Annotated in this window: 5 protein-coding genes; all 5 read right to left on the bottom strand. The window is 19.5% G+C overall.

Annotated features, from left to right (window positions below):
* A partial coding sequence (locus tag U744_RS04430) for a hypothetical protein (RefSeq protein WP_036432177.1) occupies window positions 1–376 on the bottom strand: 376 nt, incomplete at its 3' end.
* A 3-nt stretch (window positions 377–379) separates the two neighbouring features.
* Window positions 380–1,036 carry a S1 family peptidase gene (locus U744_RS0103985; protein WP_025755743.1) on the bottom strand — a complete coding sequence of 219 codons (657 nt, stop codon included), beginning with the start codon at window positions 1,034–1,036 and terminating at the stop codon, window positions 380–382.
* A gap of 15 nt (window positions 1,037–1,051) precedes the next feature.
* Window positions 1,052–2,062, bottom strand: coding sequence for a hypothetical protein (locus tag U744_RS0103980; protein WP_025755742.1), 1,011 nt, complete (start codon window positions 2,060–2,062; stop codon window positions 1,052–1,054).
* 18 nt (window positions 2,063–2,080) lie between these two features.
* The gene (locus U744_RS0103975) at window positions 2,081–2,374 is read right to left on the bottom strand and encodes a hypothetical protein (protein ID WP_025755741.1); all 294 of its coding nucleotides are present in this window, start codon (window positions 2,372–2,374) and stop codon (window positions 2,081–2,083) included.
* Window positions 2,375–2,417: 43 nt separating this feature from the next.
* Window positions 2,418–2,769: hypothetical protein (locus U744_RS04750; RefSeq protein ID WP_036432174.1), on the bottom strand; the 352-nt coding region annotated here is incomplete at its 5' end.

Genomic DNA, 2,769 nt, shown 5'->3' with positions numbered 1-2,769 from the left:
CTTTTTGAATAAATAATAAAGTTTGAATTGGACCTTGTTTGATTCCAATTTCATGAAAAAATCTTTCAGAAATTAATCCTTCTTTAGTTCGAAAAAAATTTATTTTTTTACTATCAAAACCAAAATATTCATTTTTTAAGATAAAAACTTCAGAATTTAATAATAAATCCTTATTAAATTCTATTGTTCTTTTCATTATATTTGAATTAAAAAATTTACCATCTTTAAATTTTTTAGATTTAAATTCTAATCCATCTTTTAAAGAAAAATTCAATCAAATTTCATTGATATCAATACCCAAATAATCTATTTTTTTAAAACCATTTTGTTTTATTTTTTTTATAACATCATAATGTGTGTTGAGACTTTTAATCATAAGTTATTTTTCTATAAAACTAATAATTTCACTAATTGGTATTGAAAAGTAAAAATTATTATTTTTATTTTCTTCATTAAATCTAAAAGAGGCAATAGAAATTATTTCACCATTTTGATTAAAAATGGGTGATCCACTTCCTCCTGGAGTAAAAATTCCAGCAATTTTTATATAGTAATTGATGATATCATTTTCTTCTAAGCTATTAAACGAAGAAATAATTCCATTAGTTAAAGATAAACCTTTCCCCAAAAAATTACCAACAGAATAAATTTGATCTCCAATTTTAGGTTTATAGTTTTTATTATTAAATTCATTATTAATTGATGTATTATTTACATAATCAAATTCTGCTAGATCTAAATTTTTAGATTTTTTTGCTACTTTTATTTCAACTCAATCATTAGTTTTTCATTTTTTAATTCAATACTTAGGATTTTTTATTTGCGTTTCAATAACATGTTTATTTGTGATTATTTTTTTATTTATAAAAGTTGCAGTAGCTTTTTGGATAGTTTTTCCATTTTCATTTGTTACTTTAAATTCTGCTACCTTATAAAAAAAATCTTCAAAATCTGTTTTAGAATTTGTATTACATGAAACAATATAAAAAGGCATTATTGCTAAATTAATTTTTAAAAATCAAAATTTTAATTTCATTTTTACTTTCTCTATTTAAATATTTTTCATTTTTTCCTCATTATTTTTACTAAAAAAAATATGGGCTTTTTTAGTGTGTACAATACCATAGTTATTAGGATTTGCCTTTGTTTTTGGGTTAAAAAATCTTTTTAAAAGATAATGCATAAATTGTGATTTTTCATCATTGTGTTTATTATTGTGTTTATTATTGTGTTTATTATGTTTTACTGTAATTCAAGGATTTTCATGTTCAAGTGATAAAACATTTAAAACTAAAGCAGATTCATTTCCTAATTCTTTAGCATTTTCTTCTAAAAAAGTATAAATATCAAGATTATTATGATCTGAATCATTTTCTTTTGAAAAAATTTTTCAAGAAGAAATTCATTTATCATCATCAGAAATATAATATCTTCAAAAATGTTTATCAATTTCAGCTTTATATTTTGTTTTACCTTTTACAATATCAGAAAAAGTAACAACACCTATAGCAGTATTTTTCTCAATAGGATTTTCTTTTCAAATATAAGGAATTTTATTGATTAAATAAACTAAATAATATTTATTTTTATTTAATTGTTCTTTATTAGCATTTTCAATTAAAATAGCATCAGATAAATCTAAAGAAAGATTTTTTAATTCTTTATTCATTTCATCATATCATTTTGAAGGATTTTTTAAAAATTCTGAATATTCAATTTCAGGAAATTTTTTCTTTTTATTTTTAGTTTGATCATTAAATTTAGTTGTGTTATTTGTTGCATAAGAATCTTTTATTTTATTACTAACTTTATCTATTACTGCTACAGTTCCAACAGTAGCGGCTGTTACTACAGCAGTTCCAATAGCCAATTTTGCTATTAAGGCCCCAAGACCTGTAAAAATAAAAGGAATTGCAAATACAAAAAGATTTTCTTTTTCTATTATGTCAAAATTAAGTGAACTATATATTTTTCCTTGATATTCAATTTTAAAAACATTTCCTTCTTCTTTTTGATAATTTAAAATAAATTCTTTTACTAACTTTTTATTTTGATCAAGCAATTTGATATTTAATTTATTTTAATTTTTTATAAATTTTAAATTAAGTCAAAAATTATGTTTTTTTACAAAAAATAAAAAAGAATCCTCTTCATAATTTATAGAAAGATTTGAGACATTTTCTTTCATAAAATCAAATATTTTATGATTAATTTCATCTATTGGTAAATTTAATTTTTCTGTGTAAATATTTTTTTTAAAATCTTCAAAATCATTTTTTATACTATAATTTTTGCTAACACCACTTATTGTAGAACTTAACACTGAGGGTATAATTAAAAAATTAAAGTATTTAAATATTTTTTTAAATTTCATTTATAAACCCCTTTTTATATAAGTATAAAAAGTATACTAAAATTTAGATTAATTTTTCTAACTTTTCATATAGAATGTCAGTTTTAATTATTATTTTTTTTAATATTTTTTCTGGATTAATCTGTTTAAAACTAAAAAAATATTCAGGAATTATAAATAAATAATGAGGATTTGAATACATTCTTTTATCAATGATAAAAATAGCATTTTTAAAATAAGAACTAATTTTAATTGAATAAAATTTATTTCTTGAAAAATTATTATCTTTTCATCATTTCTGTTTTCAATAAATTTCTTCTTGAATTGATTTGTAAAAATTCTTTTTAAAATCATCAGTTTTTAATTTCAAACTTAAATCTTTATGCAAAATAATTTGTTTTGTAAACTCATTTTCA

This window comes from Mycoplasmopsis cricetuli ATCC 35279 (assembly GCF_000526955.1).
Taxonomy (GTDB): domain Bacteria; phylum Bacillota_I; class Bacilli_A; order Mycoplasmatales; family Metamycoplasmataceae; genus Mycoplasmopsis; species Mycoplasmopsis cricetuli.
Note: the sequence above shows the minus strand (reverse complement) of the source record. Positions and strands in the feature narration are given on the sequence as shown.